Here is a 19,205-nt window from a genome sequence, read left to right as displayed (position 1 = left end):
CATTTGGCGAATGAAAGCATCATCATCAAAGGCGCACGCGCGCATAATCTCAAAAATATTGACGTGACGATTCCACGGGACAAGTTCGTCGTCCTGACGGGGCTTAGCGGCTCAGGTAAATCATCACTGGCTTTCGATACGATCTATGCAGAAGGACAGCGGCGGTATGTGGAATCATTATCTGCGTATGCCCGTCAATTCCTCGGGCAAATGGAGAAACCGGACGTCGATTCGATTGACGGCCTGTCTCCTGCCATTTCCATTGACCAAAAAACGACAAGTCGGAATCCTCGTTCTACGGTCGGAACAGTTACAGAAATCTATGATTACTTGCGGTTGTTATTTGCCCGAGTAGGTCATCCTCATTGTCCTGAACATGGCATTGAAATCACTTCACAGACCGTCGAACAGATGGTAGACCGCATTTTGCAGTATCCTGAAAAGACGCGGCTGCAAATCCTGGCTCCATTGGTATCCGGTCGCAAAGGTGAGCATAAAACACTGTTCACTGATATAGCCAAGCAGGGCTTTGTACGGGTACGTGTGAATGGCGAACTGCGTGAATTGTCCGAGAAGATTGAACTGGAGAAGAACAAGAAGCACTCGATTGAAGTGGTCGTAGACCGGATCGTAGTCAAGGAAGATGTACGTGCGCGTCTGTCCGACTCTATTGAGACGGCACTGAATCTTTCAGGCGGACAGTTGCTTGTAGATATTATAGGGCAAGAGGAGTTGCGATTTAGCTCCAACTTTGCGTGTCCGATTTGCGGTTTTAGCATAGATGAGCTATCTCCACGGATGTTTTCTTTTAATAGTCCGTTCGGCGCTTGTCCAGATTGTGATGGGTTAGGCGTTAAAATGGTCGTTGACCCTGATCTGCTCATACCCGATCCAGAAAAAAGTGTAGAAGATGGGGCGTTCCAGGCATGGAGTGGAGGAACTTCCACTTATTATCCTCAATTTTTACAGTCCGTATGCGAACACTACGGTATTCCGCAGGATATTCCTGTAAGCCAATTGACGTCAGAACAAATGAATCTTATTTTGCACGGAACAGGTGACCAGAAGATCCGTTTCCGCTATGAAAATGATTTTGGTCAACGTAAGGAAGCCTATGTGACCTTTGAAGGCATTATCCCGAATTTGGAGCGTCGTTACCGTGATACCGCTTCTGAGGGAATACGTGAATTTATTGAAGGCTTTATGAGTGCAAAGCCATGTAACACCTGTAAGGGGCACCGACTGAAAAAAGAAAGCCTGTCGGTAACCATTCAAGAGCGCAATATCGCTTATGTGACAGCTTTGTCTGTCGGGGAGGCTTCTCACTTTTTCCATACACTGGAGCTGAGTGAGAAAGAGCAGTCGATTGCCAATCTCATTTTAAAGGAAATTAACAGCCGACTGGGATTCCTCGTGAACGTTGGTCTGGAATACCTGACTTTAAGCCGTGCAGCAGGTACATTGTCCGGCGGGGAGGCACAACGTATCCGATTGGCGACACAGATCGGGTCCAGTCTGATGGGTGTGCTTTATATTTTGGACGAGCCAAGTATTGGGCTGCATCAGCGAGATAATGATCGTCTGATTAGTGCTTTGGAACATATGCGGAATCTGGGCAATACGCTGATCGTGGTGGAGCATGACGAAGATACGATGATGGCGGCGGACTATATCATTGACATTGGGCCAGGAGCCGGAATCCATGGCGGGATGATCATGTCGCAGGGGACTCCACAGGAAGTTATGGAAGATCCGAATTCCCTGACCGGACAATATTTGAGCGGTCGCAAGTTTATTCCGGTCAATACCGAGCGGCGCAAGCCTGCGGATAAGTGGCTGGAGATTCGCGGAGCCAAGGAGAACAATCTCAAAAATGTGAATGTCAAAATTCCATTGGGTGTTTTCACGGCTGTTACTGGCGTATCCGGGTCTGGAAAATCGACGCTGGTCAACGAAATTTTGTACAAAACGTTGGCGCGTGATCTGAACCGTGCGAGAGTACGCCCAGGTCAACATAAAGAAATTCGCGGGCTAGAGCATATCGAAAAGGTTGTTGAGATCGATCAATCGCCAATCGGCCGTACCCCGCGTTCCAATCCTGCAACTTATACAGGTGTGTTCGATGATATTCGTGACTTATTCTCGCAGACGAACGAGGCTAAGGTTCGAGGCTACAAGAAAGGCCGGTTTAGTTTTAACGTTAAGGGAGGCCGATGTGAATCTTGCAGAGGCGACGGGATCATCAAGATTGAGATGCACTTTTTGCCTGATGTGTACGTACCATGCGAAGTGTGCAAAGGCAAACGCTATAATCGGGAGACCCTTGAGGTTAAGTATAAAGGGAAGAGTATTGCTGATGTGCTGGAGATGACGGTAGAGGATGCGACAGCATTTTTTGAAAATATCCCCAAGATTCATCGCAAGATTCAGACGCTGATGGATGTAGGTTTGGGGTATATCAAGCTGGGTCAACCAGCAACTACCTTGTCTGGTGGTGAAGCACAGCGTGTGAAGCTGGCTTCCGAATTGTATCGTCGCAGCACAGGCAAAACCATTTATATTTTGGATGAGCCGACAACCGGTCTGCATGTTCACGATATTGACCGATTGTTGACCGTGCTGCATCGTTTAGTCGATTCAGGCGAGACCGTACTGGTTATTGAGCATAATCTAGATGTAATTAAAACAGCCGATTTCCTGATTGATCTGGGGCCCGAAGGTGGAAGCGGCGGTGGAACGATCTTGGCTACCGGGACACCAGAACAACTTGTAAAAGTAGAGGAATCCTATACAGGCCGATACTTAAAGCCGATCCTTGAACGGGATACACAGCGCAGTCAAGCGCTTCAGACCGTCGATCTATAGATATAGTTTTAACGTACGTTGTGAAAGCCCTGCACAGACAGGAAGGCAGAATACAAATTAGCGTATTTGTGCCTTCCCGTTGGCAGGGTTTATTTTTTTTGTAAAAAAAGAAAACTTTTATTAAATTCCTGCGTTAAAGCATGTGACACATAGTTTACCAAGCGCTGGAATAATAAATCTATAGGTATATTCTTCGAAGAAAGTCTCTGAGTAATCTCTACATTTTAGAGTTTTGGATGTTTAGGCTCGGGCTTGAAGAGGTTAATATATAACTTATGATTATCTAGCATCATACGAAGTTCCGTGCCCACGTGACAACCATTACTAGTTGAAGCGACCGTTTATAGTTAAATTGCATCTAAGGTTTATATCACATCTCTGAGGAAGTCATGAAGGGAGCTGGAACGTTTGAAGATTAAGCAAAGTAGAGTTCTACGTACACGTGTATACTCATGGGCAGCAGGAGTCGCTTTAGCGGCATGGTTGTTGGGTTATAGTGCTGTACCGGCCTATGCATCCGAGGTGTCCGAGGCGTATGCGCCCAAACAAGCCGAGATCGAAACTAGTGCAGCGATTGGCAGTATTAAGGATTCCGAGAGCGCTCACAATTACATTCAGCCCGCTGCAAAGGGCGGGTTCTTAATGCTGAACGTCGAAGACGATACAGAAGCCAGTGTAGTACACGTCACGTATGGCAAGCTGGATAGTTCTCTGGAGACAGTATGGAAACACCAGCAAGACCTGAGCGTACAGCCGGGAACAAGTAGCAGGGGAGTCCAGCGGGAGACGTCGGATGGTGGCTTGCTGTTTCTGCTTGATTATACCCAACCGAACGGAATGCGAGATGTGCAGGCTTCACGATTGGATGCGGATGGAAACCCCCTGTGGTCCAAAACGTTATCCACTGACGGTTTGATATCCTATGGGCAGAATTCTCAGGTAGGATTGGAGCCGCTAGAGGATGGCAGTTTTCTGGTGTCCTCGCTGAACCCTGCGGAGCAGTCCTTCACTGTACTCAAATACACTGAAACTGGCGATATACAATGGAATCGAACGACAAACGGAGTGACCTCGGGTTGGCTGGTCGGCAATCACAATGGATATTATGCGCTATTGAACAGCTCAGATGGTCCCGTGGGGGTACAAGCCGATGTGTATGGTCGCAATATCCGTGATGTCCATCTGGACTTAGGATCAGGTAAAGAAATTGCCGCGGTACATGAGTTGTCTAGCGGTCATATTGCTGTAACAGGGCTTAAAGGAAACAGCAAACGCACCCAGGTGTTAAGTAATGGTCTGCAATTGTTTAGTAACACAGAGGACTACGCGGCTGACCGGGTATATCTGCCCGAGGAGCAGTTGTACGTCCAGTTCAGTGATCAATATGACCCACTGGGTAAAACCACGAAGATGCATGGCATCACTATCACAGGCTTAAAAGGAAACGGTACGAAGGTATGGGAAACGAAGACTCATTATAAGGAAGATAACTCCTTCGGCATCCGATATGATACGGGATTGATATATAAGATACCTTCAGGCTACGCGGTGGTGACATCTACAACAGGCGCTCATAAGCCAATAGTACTCGATTTTGCGAAAATATTGATACCGGAGTAATCCGGTGTCTTTTTTATTCAATCGAAGAAGTAGGAAGTAGGTATGGCGCTGGTTTATGGCATAAGAAACAGCCTGCTTGTATATAAAATACAAGCAGGCTGTTAATGGACTTAATGTCTAGGATGCAACGTGGCTGGACTGTAAAATGGCGGACAGCTTTTCCTGGAAAGACGGAATGCCTACACGCTGTACATACGCATAAAAGCTTTCGCCAGCAATCCTATTTTCTTTGTAGAACAGAATAAGCTCTGCCAATACAGGACCAACCTGGTCCCCACGTACGCGGCCTTTGAGTGTCTTGTTGAACTGGGCACCAGCTCCAAGCGCCCCGCCAACAGCGATGTCGAACGCGTCAACCATGCCTTCAGGTGTCTTAAGGAGCGAGCCTTGCAGTCCAATATCCGCAATATGCTTTTGACCGCAGGAATTCGGGCAGCCGATAAAATGGATGCGCACCTTTTCATCCAATTGTACGTGCTGATCCAAATACTCGGCAACGTCAACCGCTCGCTTTTTCGTTTCCACAATCGCCAGATTGCAAAATTCATTTCCTGTGCACGATACCGTACGGCTCATAAAATGCTTGGGCTGTGGTGTCAGGCGTTGCAGCACAGGAGCTTTCAGTAGCTCATCTACTTGGTCATCCGGCACACCGCTCAGCAATATATTTTGCGACATCGTGGTACGAATCTGTCCATCGCCGTAGCGATCAGCCAGGTCGGCCAGTTCGTGCAACTCGTTAGCACTGAGGCGACCGACAGGTACGTTCAGACCGACATAGTTCAGACCTTCTTGGGCTTGGGGATGTATACCGTCAAAATAGGCGGCTTGCCACCCAATGGTTTTATCTTCACCTCGTCCTGGCATTTCGCCAGTGTACTCGGTAAGCTTGGCTAGAAATTTGTCCGGGCCCCAATCGGCAATGAGGAATTTCAGACGGGCATGGTGCCGTTTTTCCCGATAGCCGTAATCACGGAAGATGGTTGTGACAGCAATAGCAACCTTCAGCACTTCCTCAGGACGGACAAACAAGTCCAGCGGATGTGCCAAATGCGGCTTGGCAGATAATCCACCGCCAACCATCACATGGAAACCAACCACTTCTTTTCCGTCAAGGATCTTGGTTGCCGGTGTGAAGGACAGGTCGTTAATTTCAGCCTGTGCATTGTTGTAGGTATTACTGGAGATGGACATTTTGTATTTGCGCGGAAGATTGGAAAAGTCACGATTTAATAAGAAAAAGCGGTTTACTTCATCTACAATCTCCTGAGTATCCACCAGTTCATTAGGATCAATGCCAGCCAGCGGATTGCCGACAATGGTACGCGGGCAGTCCCCACAGGCTTCAAAGGAATACAAACCGACCTTTTCCAATCGTTCGAAAATATCCGGCAAGCTTTCAACGGTCAGCCAGTGAAATTGAATCGCCTGACGGGTGGTGACATCTACGAGACCACGCCCATACAACGCGGAGATGTCCGCTAAGGCACGTGCCTGGGCTGAAGTCATGATCCCTGTGTTGATGCGGACACGCATCATGAAATGGCCATCCTTAGGCTTTTGCTGGTAAACCCCGGCCCATTTGAATCGGTCCATATCGTCCGCAGTGATCGAGTCATAGCCTTTGTGCGCATAGCTTTCAATGATGGTGCGTATAACGTCGAGACCGTCCTTTTCCAGCTTGACTAGCTCAAACTTGTTAAGCTTATCGGGATGAGCGTTCCAGATTGGTTCATAGGCCATCCTTTTAACCTCCTTCAGGTGTCTTATTTATACTTGAGATGTTAGATATAGAACTCACGATTTTATTTTTATTTCCGACAATATAACTAAGATATAATGTGATGGTATCATAGTTGGTTATGCCCGTAAACGAAGGAATGGTCTAAAAGGTATAACGATTTTTTATTGTTTTTGCTTATTTTTTTGATATAAGGATTTGGAAAATTTATAATATAAATAGCATGAGAGGATAGGGATGCAGCAAACGGCGCTTTTTTAGAAAAAGATAGGGCTTAAAGCGATTGTATGCGTGTCCCCTCTATGGTAGATTTGGACTAACTGATAGAACAGGGTCATGTTAGAGAGGAAATGGTGAGTATATGCGTAAGATGGGGAAAAGGGTGGCTGTGTTGGCTTTGGGCAGCGCTCTATGTGTTTCTGGAACGGCAGGTGCAGCCAGCAGTGGAACTGCATTAAAGGCCAAGGTCATTAATGGTGGGGTCTATGTTAACGTAAGTGATATGAATAAAGCATTAGGAACCAGCGGCGCGTATAACAGCGCAAATGGTACATACACGTTATCGGCCGATCGTGTGCCACAGGTCGTTAAAAATGTTTCTCCTTCTGTAGTCGGCATCATTGGTCGTTCAGCGACAGGAGAGACCGTAGCAGGGGGAGACCGATACAACCTGGCTCACGGCACGGGTGTCATCATTCGGGCAGATGGATGGATTGTTACGAATGCGCATGTTATCGAAGGATTAGGTGATGCCGTAGTTGTAACCTCGGACGGAAAATCTTACGGAATCATCGACAGCTACAGCGATCCGATCAGTGATTTGGCGTTGATTAAAATTAAGGCAAGCGGCCTTAAGCCTGCTACCTTTGCAGCTTCTACGAACAGTTTACAGGTAGGCGAGCAGGTAGTGGCTATCGGTACGCCGATCTCTTTCTCACTTCGTAACTCGGCAACCTCAGGTGTTGTTAGCGGGCTGAACCGTGGTGTCAACGCTGCTTATCGTCTGATCCAAAGTGATACCGCGATCAACCCTGGTAACAGCGGTGGTCCGCTGGTCAACCTCAAGGGCGAGGTCATCGGGATTAATACAATGAAATTCTCAGCGGTCGGAATTGAAAATATGGGTTTTTCGATTCCGGCAGATACAGTGAAATATGTCATCAATCAATTTTTCAAATATGGCGAGGTTCGGCGTGCTAGTCTTGGCTTAGGGCTCGAAGAGAGCTGGTCAGCTATCGTCGGATTGCCTACCGAGGATCCTTTGAAAGTCACGAAAATCACTTCAGCCAATGCCGTACAGGCCAAAATCAAGGAAGGCGATGAGCTGTATAGTATTAACGGCAAGCGTGTAGCCTCTGCCATTGATGTCAATGAGCTGCTTAAAAACTATCAACCAGGGCAAACGATAAGTGTACTTATGCAATCGGACGGTGATATTGTAAAGCGCAAGCTGGTACTGACACAGGATAATGGTGAAATTTATGATTCCATTCAGTCTGGAGAAGATCTTGAGGATTCGAATGAATCAGGAGCTACTGTAGATGACGGCATAGCGCCTTCGAAAGAAGCATCAGATTCAGCTACGGGAAAATGAACGATAACGGCTCATGAATCTATAAAATAAAGCTAAAGGGAGATTTACTGTGAAGCATATGCAAAGAAAAATGATGCGTAAGCTGGGGGTCGGCGCTGTCGCATTGTCCCTTCTGCTTACCGCTTTACCAGCAGTTGCAGCAGATCAAGATAAAAACATATTGGAATTGCGACTGCAAAGTGGCAGCAATACAGCCATCGTGAACGGTCAAAATGCGAATATTACGAAGCCCTATTCCAAAAGTGGTGCACTGATGGTTCCGGCTGGTGTGTTTAAAAAGGCATTTAACAGCAAAATTCGCCTAGCTGAAGATAATGTGGTCAAGATCACCAGCGGCACTCACGTCGTATCGCTGACAATTGGTAGTCGTACAGCCTGGGTGAGGGGCCACAAGGTAACACTTCCGGCTCCGCCAGAAATGTCATCAGGGATCCTCATGGTGCCTTTGCGTCAAGTAGCAGAAGGGCTTGGCGGTAAGATGGAGAAGAATGGCGCAGGAATCATCATTCGGATGCAAGCCCAAGAAGAGGCGGGTACGGTAGCTGAAGAAACACCGAACATTGATAATGATGAGGGCAAGACGCAGATCGGGAACAGTTACTACGATTGGTCCATGAACTATCCAACAGGACTCGTCATCGGTCAGGGAGGTGGAGATGAGAGCATTTCCACATTTATGGACGAGAACAGTGCATACTATATGGAAGTACACACAGCAATACAACCGGTTCCATTGAATGCAGACGATCTGCTGCAACAATTGGTGCAGGCAGCTAAGGAAACAGGAGAAACTGTGGTGGATCGAAAATCCTTCCCGAAAGCGAAAGTGCCTTATGCTCGTGTTATTACGAAGGATGGGGACGGCGTACTATGGGAAAATCGTCAGTACTATGACAATGGACGACTGTATGTAATATATTTTTCCGATGCTAAAGCAACGAACTATAAAGATCTGGCCCAGTATGCCGGACTGCTGAACTCCTTTAAAACCTCTTTTAACGCACAGGATAAAAGTATTAAAGACTTGTCCACTGTTGTCGGAGGCACACGCGAGGCCGGGAACCCAGACTATGGTGTGTCACTCAAAATACCCGCAGGCTGGAAAATGGACGACCAGCGAATGCAATATGAAAGCAATGACGGATCAAGCTTCAACATGAAAGTCACCTCAGCTCCTGCGGATGGAAAATTGGAGAACTGGGGTCAGCAGCTGCAAAAATGGCTGAGCGATTCATTTGTGTCCACTGCTTATGAGGCACAAAAGACATATCCGCTGGAAGTTGCAGGCGTTCAGGGATTAGTGCAGGAGTACCGCTATAATTTTGGAGATGAATGGGTCAAAGAGTACAATGTGCTGATTCAGCAAAATGGATACCGCTACCTGGCTGAATATGCAGTGCCTGAAAAAGTAAGCAAGGGAAATGACCAGTTCAACGCGATCATCTCCTCGCTTCAAATTGATTTTCAAACGGTAGCAAATAACTTTGGACAATTGGAAGAGGATGACTACCTGGCGGACAAAACGAAAACGATTAAAAAGACGTCTAAAGCATATGAATATACAGTGAATATCCCACGCTATTGGACCGCGGTTAGCGATCAATTTGAATTGGGAGATATAGAGTATCAATTTACCGGAGGACGTTTTTCCATCAAAATCGACAACGACCAATCCTTTGAATTAACGGTGTCTCAGCTTAAGGACTTCTATGATAAGCAAGCCAAGAACTATAAAAACCTCAAAGTAGAGGAAGTGAAGGACGTAACGTTTGCTGGAGTTCCAGCAGTGTCCTTTACATTCCACCGTGTAGAGGAAGGTATCGGTTATACAGGTCGCCAAATCGTTTTGGAGCATAACGGCAAAACCTACACCGTGACAACAACATTAAACGATGCGAACAACACAGCGGCACAGTCTAATGCACTAGATTCGACGCTGAATTCGTTTCATTTTGTGAAGTAGAGGGTGTGGGGAAAAGATTAGTGAGTTGTAGTCGGTAGAGGCTACGCGTACCATTTGATCCTACGATCGCTGTTGACCCGGGATTCTTGGATTGTATAAGGATTGAATAGTAAGCTTTTAAAGAGTGAAGTAAGCAGGGAAGAGCGAAGATGTCGGACTAAATGTATAGGAGGAATCCGAACATAATTACGCTAAAGGCAGTCGATAAAAGTAATTGGGAAGAATGTGTTGAGCTTGAACCGAGTCCTGAACAACAAAGATTTATGGTATCTAACCTTTACTCAATTGCCGAATGTCAGTTTTTAGATGGGTTTGTATCTAAAGCGATTTATAATGATGACGTATTGATTGGCTTTACGATGTTTGGTTTAGACCCGGATGACGGAAACTACTGGGTTTACCGATTTATGATTGACGAAAGATTTCAAGGTCGAGGTCATGGTTACCATGCAATGTTGCTGGTGATCGACGAAATCAGGAAAGCCAGTGATAGGACTGATGTTATCATGATTGGATATAAACCAGACAATGAACTAGCTAGAAAGCTATACAGAAAATCTGGTTTCAGGGAGGAAGGAATATCACCCTGGGGAGAAATGCTTGCGAAGTATAGGTTTGCTTAGTTAATGATATGATGACGCACCTCCAAAGCACCGCTGACCGGGATTGGAGGTGTTTTTGTGCTTTTAGTATTATATTTTTAAAGGAATCGCTTGGAAAGTGTAGAAGCTTGGGGCGCAGTCTGGTACACTAGATTAGTTACAAGATAAGAATGATTTCTGCCGCAGATGTTTGTGATGCGGATTTTTTGAGTTGGATGCGATTCATGCGGAGGACCGATGGTTCGGTGTGTGAATGATCGAACAAGATGATAGAGACAGATAGGACTTAATAATATGATTCTTAGTAAGTTTCCATTCCCCTGACTGAACATAACCAGCTTTGGAATGAGTGGATGGAACGTTCTTGAGATGACCAAGTAAGCAGCATAGCTGCCCTGAAAACAACGAGATTCAATGAGGGGTCATTCGTTTTCAGCATATAGGGAGGGCAATAATGAAATCAGCAGTACGAAGAGAAGATGTCGAGCTTCTGGCACCAGCAGGTGACTGGGATTGTATGCGCGCGGCGGTAGCGAACGGAGCCGATGCGATCTTTTTTGGGGTGGAAAAGTTCAACGCACGAGCACGGGCGAATAATTTTCGCATGGATGAACTGCCCGAGATTATGGCTTTTTTGCATAGCTACGGGGTTAAGGGCTTTTTGACATTCAATATACTGGTATTTGAAAACGAGCTGGAGGACGCTAAAGAGCTGGTTGATGCCTGTATTGATGCCGGAGTCGATGCCCTAATTGTTCAGGATATGGGTTTGGTGAAAATGATCCGCGACATTTCACCGGATTTCCCGATCCATGGTTCTACCCAAATGACGATCACCTCGCCGGAGGCTGTAGAATTCACAAAGCCGTACAACATGGAACGGGTTGTGCTGGGTCGTGAAAATAATCTAAAACAGATTCAAAAAATTGGCGATCAAGCGAGACTTCCGATGGAAGTATTCGTGCATGGAGCGTTATGCGTATCTTATTCAGGCCAATGCCTGACTTCAGAAATGTGGGGCGGACGCTCTGCAAACCGTGGTGAGTGTGCACAGGCATGCCGTTTGCCTTACGATTTGATGGTGGATGGAGAGCAAAAGCCGATGGCCGATGTGACATACCTACTATCCCCCAAGGATTTGGCGGCCATTGATTTGATACCAGAACTGATTGATGCCGGGGTGGTTTCCTTTAAAATTGAAGGGCGACTGAAAACGCCTGAGTATGTAGCGAATGTGGTTAGCAAATATCGCAAGGCCATTGACAAGTATTTTGATGGCGATACGTCCAAGACGAGCAAAGAAGATATCCGCGAGCTGCAGCAGAGCTTTTCACGCGGCTTTACGCACGGTTTTCTGGAAGGAACGAATAACAAAAAGCTGGTGGACGGTACGTTCCCGAAAAGCCGGGGCGTGTACCTGGGCCGAGTGGAACAAATCCTTCGTGATGGGGTAGTATGCCGCATCGATGCCCCGCTCAAGCGTGGCGATGGTATTGTATTTGATGCAGGAGATCCTACGCAAAAAGAAGAAGGCGGACGCGTATACGATATCCGCCGCAAGGGTGTGAAGATTGAAGGCGAAGCCGGAGAAGGCTGGATCGTTGACATCGTAGCAGGACGCAACGATGTGGATCTGCGCCGTGTACACGTAGGCGACCGTATTTGGAAGACCAACGACCCGGCGCTGGACAAGCGTCTGCGCCAGTCGTACGAAACCGAAAAGCCGTACCGAGTTTTCCCGGTACATGTGCGGGTCAGCGGCTCCCCAGGACAGCCACTGTCGACATGGTGGACCGACGTGCAGAAGGGTACAACGGTTCGCGTGGACTCCGAGCTGGAGCTTGAAATTGCCCAGAAGCGTCCGATGACGCATGAACTGCTCGAAGAGCAATTCGGCCGACTGGGCGGAACAGTGTTCCAGCTGGAAGAGCTGGACGTCCATCTGCATGGAGACGTCATCGTGCCCATGCGCGAGCTGAACAGCATCCGCCGTCAGGCGGTGGAACTGCTCGCGGGCGAACGCCCCAAACCACCCGTATACACGAAACGGGCGGTAGAGGTGTATGGCGATGCCTCGGCTCCGGCATCGTCTGTGGCACGCGGTCAGGCAGAGCTGACCGCGCTGTGCCGCAGCCTCCCTCAGGTGGAGGCTGCGCTTGAGGCCGGCGTGGAGTTCATCTACGCCGACTTCGAGTTCATCAAGCAATTCCCGGCAGCTGTAGAGGCTGTGCACGGTGCTGGGCGCCGAATTGCGTTGGTGACTCCGCGTATTCACATGCCGGGCGAAAACGGATATCACAACAATATCCTGCGCCTGAAACCGGATGCTGTGCTGGTACGCAATCCGGGAGCCTTGTATTTTTACATGCGTCATCGCTTGGAGAACCCGGATGCACATCATCCGCAATTGATTGGCGACTTCTCGCTAAATATCGCCAACCATAAAGCGGCTGATCTATTCCTGGATTCCGGCTGTGACCTGGTAACACCGTCGTATGATCTGAACATCCAACAGATGGTCGATATGCTGGGACGTACACGTACCGACAAGCTGGAGATCGTCATCCAGCAGCATTTGCCGATGTTCCATACCGAACACTGCGTATATTGTACCTTTATGAGTGAAGGCACAGACTACACTAACTGTGGTCGTCCGTGTGAGGATCATCGCGCATCCCTACGTGATCGTATTGGGATGTCTCACCCGGTTCGCGTGGACGAAGGATGCCGTAATACAGTGTATAACGCGATTGAGCAATCAGGCGCGGAATACCTGTCTAACTTCCTAGAATTAGGCGTATCCCGTTACCGCGTGGAATTTTTGGAGGAGACACCAGAGCAAGTTCATGAGGTTATTGATCTCTATAACCGTGCCTTGCGCGGTGAAATCAGCGGAACACAAGTATGGAAGACGCTGAAAGCGACGAATCAGCTAGGGGTTACACGTGGGCAACTGGTGAAATAAACAACTGTATATTTGTTCAGGAGCCAAATAGATTTTAGAAGCATAATCTAATCATATAGTAAGTAGGGATTGAAGACATGTTCTCTTTAAGGGAAGATGTCTTCTTCTTTAACCTATTAAATTTATCCATCTACCTGTTATAATCATAGACAGTATACCTAACCGTTATTATTGAAGACAAAGGAGTTTAACCTATGAGAATCCGTAAAGCAATTATCCCTGCTGCGGGATTAGGGACCCGTTTTCTTCCTGCTACGAAAGCGATGCCGAAAGAAATGCTTCCAATCATAGACAAACCAACGATTCAATTTATTATCGAAGAGGCCGTAGCATCAGGTATTGAGGATATCATTATCGTTACTGGTAAAGGAAAAAGGGCGATTGAGGACCACTTTGATTACTCATTCGAGTTGGAGTATAATTTGACCTCGAAGGAAAAATGGAACCTGCTCAATGAAGTGCGTAAACCATCAGAGATGGCTGATATCCACTATATTCGTCAAAAGGAGCCTAAAGGGCTGGGGCATGCCATCTGGTGTGCACGTAAGTTCATCGGTGACGAGCCCTTTGCTGTCCTTTTGGGTGATGACATCGTAGAGTCTGAGAATCCATGTCTCAAACAGATGATTGACGTGTTCGATGAGTATCAGCGTTCTGTTGTAGGTGTAAAACAAGTCGATTGGAACGAGGTGCATCGTTACGGGATTGTTGAAGGCCATGCACTTACTTCCAAAATCTCTGAGGCGGAACGATTGGTAGAAAAGCCAAAGAAGGAAGAGGCTAAATCCAATTTGGCGATCATGGGACGTTATATCTTGACACCCGATATTTTCGATATTCTGGGTCAACAATCTGTGGGAGTAGGCGGGGAGATTCAGTTGACGGATGCATTGTCCAAACTGGGAGAAAAGAATCCGATCCTGGCCTACGAATTTGACGGGAATCGTCATGACGTTGGCGAGAAATTGGGATTCATTGAAACGACCATTCATTATGCTCTACAGCATAACGAGATTAAGGATGAAGTATTGGCTTATATGAGACAGGTTATTGAAGAGATTGACCAACAAAAATAAACATCTCGCTAAACCCAACTATGCTTCCTTAATATAAGAAAGAGACTACCGGATGATATAACGTCATCTGATAGTCTCTTTTTATTAACTATTTCTCCGATTTCAACTGAGCAATTTGCTCTTTTTCCTTCGGATCAGCCTTAATCAGTTTCTTATATAAAGCTTCGTCATTTTGGCCCTGTTTTTGAAGGGCGGCAACATAATAGCGAGCAACCTCACGATTTGTAGCATCGCTCAAGTCGTCCTTCAGGCCGTTTTTGAGGATGCTTGCAGCCTCAGCAAGCTTACCTGACATGAACTCAATTTTGCCAGTACTGAGTGCAATACCTGGAGTTACTTCAAAAGTACGTGGCAACTCAATTTCAGGTGGAAGCGTCTTAATATGGGCTACCCTATCCAAAACCTGCTGATAAGCAGCAAGACCTGCTTGGAAATACTTCTGTTCTTTGGCGGTGTCTTTTTGCTCACGTGCCGTATTACCAATAGTATAAGCTTGGGTAATCAACATATTGTACCATTCATTGTCCCAGTTAAAGTTGGAAGTGTTATTTTCCAAAATACTGAAGGCTTGCTCATTCTCACCTTTTGCTCGTAAAAGGTTAACTTTGGAGTTTAACATGATTTTATTATACGGTTCTGCCTTAAGGCCCGTATTTAGTACCTCTATTGCAGCGTTATAAAATTCCTCTTTTTTCGTTTGATCATACACATTCTTGTATAGTGCAGCCAATCTTATAACCGAATCGGGACGTGTAGGACGAAGTTCAAGATCCTTATTAATCGCACTTTGAATTTCCTCGAATGATGTGCTTACCGCCATAATCTGTTTGGCATATGTAGCAGCATTGGCCGATTGCACGAAGCGGAGACCTGCAAAAAGCAACACAATGCTTAGAATGCCGATGGCTGCACTATACATGATTCGAAATGCAGAAGCACTCATGGACAGGCGTTTAAGCGGTTTACTGTCCATAGCAGCGGCCATACCACCAAGACTCATAAATACCAGTACGCCCATAAACACGTAACTCAGATTAAAGTCCAGCAAGCTATGAAGTAAGATCGAGAGTGCCAAAATGAGATATAGGAAGTGAGAATCCCGTTCTTCATCATTTTGTCTAATATAGCTGCGAATATATTTGTAAAAAATATATATGATGAATGACATTAAAATTACAAAACCGAAGATGCCTACTTCAACCAGGTACTGCATGAAAAAGTTATGGGCCTGGCGGCTGCTATAAGGATAATCCTGGTACCTTTCGTACAAGGTAGCCCATCCGCCACCACCGCTCCCAATAATAGGGTGATCTTTAATCGATTTGGCAGCATCCTGATAGAATACAAGTCGTTCCAGTACACTATGCTGGCGGAAATTGATATTTTCCAACCGAACCTGTACGTTCTCCGGGAGTACGCTGCGCAAGCCAGTTCCAATAAACAGAAAAGCCAGCAAGCCAATCACCACAACTGATCCGACAGGCAACCACAGGTTGGATAACTTTCGTGAACTCCACCCTTTGAGAGCATTCTCCAGCTTTGGTGCCAGATAACGTTCAACAAGCCACAGTACGACAGCTACAGCCAGGGAAACTCCAATAAGTAATCCCCATCCTTTGGCCGCCTCTCCACCGTTGTAGGTCTTATTGAGTTGTAATCCCATATTTGTAATCGGGGCCAAGATAGATATTGATGCTACGCCAGCAATGGCGCAATGTAAAATCCATATAATTTGGCGTGCAGGTTTAAGGAAAAGCAAGAGCAGCACGAACACGACAGGCAGCATAACCAGACCGCCCCGTGACAAAGTCAGAAATAGCGAGACCAGAATAGGGACCAACATGAAGCCGTGAATAGCCTTGCCGTACCATAGTTTTGATTTCATCAGACAGAAAACGGCGGCAAATAGGAAAGCCATTAGAAAGGCCGCATATGTATTCGCATATTGGAACACCGATGTCAGCCGGAGACCATTTGTATCTGTCATAACTGCATTGGTATAGCGATACTGATACACATATTGGCTAAACCAGCCTACCATCTTGCCGGCAAGCGCCCACTGTCCGAACCAGTTAATGAAGCCAAAACCTACGATGATATAAGCAACAGTCATAATCAGGTTGTGAATAATCTTATTGCCTAAACGACCCTGGAGTAGATAGATTGAAATGATAAACAGGGCAGCATATATGCATTGTACCACCACCATATTCATGGCCAGGTAATGCGAAGCTGCTGAAGTCAGCGAAAGCACATAGGTTAGGGGAAGCAGTAATACTAGTACAGCTAGCCAATCCCTTTGCTCTTCTAGCTTGAATTTTTTATAATAGGTTACGATTCCTAAAATTAATAGAATCGTGCTGATGATCAAAGCCCAATACAGAGGCTTCTCAAAGTCGAGCATTTGACCATTAAAAAGTGCAGCCTGGAAGGGGGCCCAAGCTAAGAACAAAATCATGCCAACAATTAACACCCAAAATATAGCCGGCCTTTTATCGTCACGGGTCGACGTTTTGGCCTGTTTCCCGTATACTGGATTCGACAAGGTTTACAATCTCCTTTTCTTGTAGATACGTCAATATTTTAGCACATTGATTATCTACGAGCTAGGCGGAATGTAGATTCACTGACAGTTGCATTAGAAATTGACATTACCGTTTCAACAGTTGAGCGTGCGGAAGGAGAAGTAAGTTTAATGTTAGGGTTATCTTTTTTTAAGGATATTTATTTAAATAGGAGATTGATTTTACAGTTATCTGTGAAGGATCTAAAAGACAAATATCTGGGATCGTATTTAGGCTTTCTTTGGGCAGTAATCCAGCCAACAATCTCTATACTGATCTTCTGGTTTATATTTCAAGTAGGTTTCAAATCTATGCCTGTTGATAATTATCCGTTTATTCTATGGCTTGTAGCGGGGATCATCCCGTGGTTTTTTTTCTCGGACGCCATTATGAATGCTACAAACTCAATAGTGAGCAATGTCTTTCTTGTGAAGAATGTAGTATTTAGAGTTAGTTTGTTACCTATTGTAAAAATAATATCCCCATTAATTATTCATTTGATTTTTTTGGTTATGATGGTATTGATGTTTTGGGGATATGGCTATCCACCAAATATATATTTTTTACAAATCTTTTATTATCTTTTTGCTATGTCCGTTTTCTTACTTGGTATTTCTTGGATCACTTCTGCACTGGTTATTTTTCTAAAGGATGTAGGGCAAATATTATCGATGTTATTACAATTCGGATACTGGATAACTCCTATTTTATGGTCTCTAAAAATGATACCTGGAAAATATGAATTCCTTATAAAGTTGAATCCTATGTACTACATTATAGAAGGTTATAGGAATAGCTTGATTTTTAGAAGCTGGTTTTGGGAATATCCAAGGATGAGTTTGTATTTTTGGTTTGTGACTTTATGTTTTCTGTTTATTGGCGCTTTTATATTTAAGAGATTAAGACCTCACTTTGCAGATGTGTTATAAGGAGATATTTGAATATGAGTATAGCTATACAGGTAGAGAATATTTCAAAACAATATAAATTATATGAACATCAAACGGATAGACTTAAAGAAGCAATTAACCCATTGCGTAAAAAATATCATACGGACTTTTACGCATTAAATGATGTGAGCTTTCATGTTAATAAAGGTGAGTCTTTAGGGATCCTTGGGAAAAATGGTTCTGGGAAATCGACTTTACTTAAAATAATTACAGGCATCCTAACCCCGACCCGCGGTACAGTGAAAATTAGCGGTAAGATTGCTGCTCTGCTGGAATTGGGGGCAGGTTTTAATCCCGAGTATACGGGGATTGAGAATATATATCTTAACGGCATGCTTATGGGATTTGACCAAGCGGATATGGATAAGAAAATAGAAAACATCCTTTCCTTTGCGGATATTGGAGATTTTGTATACCAGCCTGTAAAAAATTATTCGAGTGGGATGTTCGCAAGATTGGCATTTGCTGTAGCCATAAATGTAGAACCCGAAATTCTTATAATTGACGAAGCATTATCAGTCGGAGATATATTTTTTCAGCAAAAATGTTTTGAGAAAATAAAGACCATGAAGAATAACGGAGTAACTATTTTATTTGTTAGTCATGATGTTACCAGCATAAGTACATTATGTGACCGATGTGTTTTGTTGAATAAGGGAGAAGTTTTTTCGCAAGGTGAGCCTAGAAGGATCATTAACGATTACGTGAAACTGTACAATACTAACGATGAGATCACCAAAAAGATAGAAAGAGTCAATAAAATGGTCAAGAAGGAATCCTCATTGGTGGACATTATCAGTGAGACTTCTTCGGAAGAATACCGATATGGTGATGAAACCGCTGTGATAAAAGAGATCGAGTGTATAAATGAGAATGATTCAGAGAGTCAGTGGCTTGTTTATACGTTGGATTCTTTTAAATTGAGGGTTACCGTGAAATTTTTACAGGATTGTGAGAACCCTGTTCTTGGATTCTATATCAAGAATAAGAAGGGACTAGAAATGTATAGTGGCAATACTCATTATCTTGATCAAAATATAGGACCTGTAAAAAGTGGAGAAGAAATTGTTGTGACTTTTTCGCAAAAAATGTATCTTGCCCCAGATGAGTATATAGTTTCCGTAGGATTATCTGATTATGTAGAAGGAATAAGCCGCCCACTGGATAGAAGATATGATGTTAACAAGATAACCGTTAAGTCGGAAAGGACTGTAATAGGTTTGATGGACATGGATTCTACAGTTGAAATCATTAAAGGTGGTTAA

At 45.2% G+C, this 19,205-nt stretch carries 11 protein-coding genes; 9 read left to right on the top strand and 2 right to left on the bottom strand.

The window, feature by feature from the left end:
• Positions 1-3 precede the first annotated feature (3 nt).
• Positions 4-2,865, top strand: a complete 2,862-nt coding sequence (gene uvrA / locus PPM_RS23625; protein ID WP_040102757.1) for an excinuclease ABC subunit UvrA — start codon at positions 4-6, stop codon at positions 2,863-2,865.
• A gap of 408 nt (positions 2,866-3,273) precedes the next feature.
• Positions 3,274-4,485: a hypothetical protein gene (locus PPM_RS23620; protein ID WP_016324774.1), complete on the top strand. Its 1,212-nt coding sequence runs from the start codon at positions 3,274-3,276 to the stop codon at positions 4,483-4,485.
• A 117-nt stretch (positions 4,486-4,602) separates the two neighbouring features.
• Here PPM_RS23620 and PPM_RS23615 read toward each other — a convergent pair whose 3' ends face one another.
• Positions 4,603-6,228 (bottom strand): nitrite/sulfite reductase, encoded by a 1,626-nt coding sequence (locus PPM_RS23615; protein ID WP_013373319.1) that lies wholly within the window; start codon positions 6,226-6,228, stop codon positions 4,603-4,605.
• A gap of 359 nt (positions 6,229-6,587) precedes the next feature.
• On the opposite strand from PPM_RS23615, the gene PPM_RS23610 reads away from it, so the two are divergent.
• The 5 genes from PPM_RS23610 (at position 6,588) to galU (ending at position 14,426) form a co-directional block, all read left to right on the top strand.
• Complete coding sequence (locus PPM_RS23610; RefSeq protein WP_016324773.1) at positions 6,588-7,820, top strand: S1C family serine protease; 1,233 nt, start codon at positions 6,588-6,590, stop codon at positions 7,818-7,820.
• 49 nt (positions 7,821-7,869) lie between these two features.
• Positions 7,870-9,783, top strand: a complete 1,914-nt coding sequence (locus PPM_RS23605; protein ID WP_013373317.1) for a stalk domain-containing protein — start codon at positions 7,870-7,872, stop codon at positions 9,781-9,783.
• A gap of 161 nt (positions 9,784-9,944) precedes the next feature.
• A complete protein-coding gene (locus tag PPM_RS23600) occupies positions 9,945-10,406 on the top strand; it encodes a GNAT family N-acetyltransferase (RefSeq protein WP_016324772.1) in 462 nt (153 codons plus the stop codon).
• Between the two features lie 433 nt (positions 10,407-10,839).
• Positions 10,840-13,350, top strand: a complete 2,511-nt coding sequence (locus tag PPM_RS23595; protein ID WP_016324771.1) for a U32 family peptidase — start codon at positions 10,840-10,842, stop codon at positions 13,348-13,350.
• A 194-nt stretch (positions 13,351-13,544) separates the two neighbouring features.
• Positions 13,545-14,426: a UTP--glucose-1-phosphate uridylyltransferase GalU gene (galU, locus tag PPM_RS23590; protein ID WP_016324770.1), complete on the top strand. Its 882-nt coding sequence runs from the start codon at positions 13,545-13,547 to the stop codon at positions 14,424-14,426.
• A gap of 88 nt (positions 14,427-14,514) precedes the next feature.
• Here the strand turns inward: galU and PPM_RS23585 are convergent, their stop codons facing one another.
• On the bottom strand, positions 14,515-16,971 hold the full coding sequence (locus PPM_RS23585) for an O-antigen ligase family protein (protein ID WP_043921428.1): 2,457 nt from the start codon (positions 16,969-16,971) through the stop codon (positions 14,515-14,517).
• Between the two features lie 150 nt (positions 16,972-17,121).
• Here PPM_RS23585 and PPM_RS23580 point away from each other — a divergent pair, with 150 nt between their 5' ends.
• A complete protein-coding gene (locus tag PPM_RS23580; protein WP_016324768.1) occupies positions 17,122-17,919 on the top strand; it encodes an ABC transporter permease in 798 nt (265 codons plus the stop codon).
• Positions 17,920-17,933: 14 nt separating this feature from the next.
• Positions 17,934-19,205 carry an ABC transporter ATP-binding protein gene (locus PPM_RS23575; protein WP_016324767.1) on the top strand — a complete coding sequence of 424 codons (1,272 nt, stop codon included), beginning with the start codon at positions 17,934-17,936 and terminating at the stop codon, positions 19,203-19,205.

Origin of the sequence: Paenibacillus polymyxa M1, from assembly GCF_000237325.1 — a bacterium.
In the GTDB taxonomy this organism is placed as follows: domain Bacteria; phylum Bacillota; class Bacilli; order Paenibacillales; family Paenibacillaceae; genus Paenibacillus; species Paenibacillus polymyxa_C.
The sequence above is the reverse complement of the archived record's forward strand: the minus strand, read 5'-3'. Positions and strand labels throughout refer to the sequence as shown.